The organism is Vibrio sp. 970 (assembly GCF_033339075.1).
On record NZ_JAWOTW010000624.1, the window covers coordinates 1 to 570 of the forward strand.

The 570-nt window shown below is 47.4% G+C and carries 1 protein-coding gene; it reads left to right on the plus strand.

Annotated features, from left to right (window positions below):
* The coding region (locus tag R7Q11_RS28245; RefSeq protein WP_318094483.1) for a 3'-5' exonuclease at nt 1-570 on the plus strand (570 nt) is incomplete at both ends.

A 570-nucleotide genomic window follows, 5' to 3' on the forward strand; every position in this document is an offset into this window, starting at 1 on the left:
TCGAATTCTTCGTGCTGCAAACATTTTGATTGCCAACAACCCGCACGTGTATGAAAAATCATTGTTCTCAGAAATTCCTGACGGCGAAAAACTGAAAGTGTTGCTAGCCAAGAACGAAGAGCACGAAGCAGAAAGGGTCACGGGTGAGTTGATTGCGCACAAGTTCTTAAATCGCACGGAATATCGAGATTATGCGATTTTGTATCGTGGTAACCATCAATCGCGTTTGATTGAAAAATCACTGATGCAAAACCGCGTACCCTACAAACTGTCCGGCGGTACGTCGTTTTTCGCGCGTGCCGAAATCAAAGACATCATGGCGTATCTTCGAGTGTTGGTGAACCCGGACGATGACAACGCATTTCTGCGCATTGTGAACACGCCGCGACGCGAAATTGGCCCGGTAACGTTAGAAAAATTGGGCAGTTACGCCAATATGCGCGGCAAAAGCCTATTTGAAGCAAGCTTTGAAATGGGATTAGAACAACACCTATCGGGGCGTGGTCTCGAAAATCTGCGTCGCTTTACACAATGGTTGGTGGCGATTGCCGATCAAGCTGAGCGAGGTAA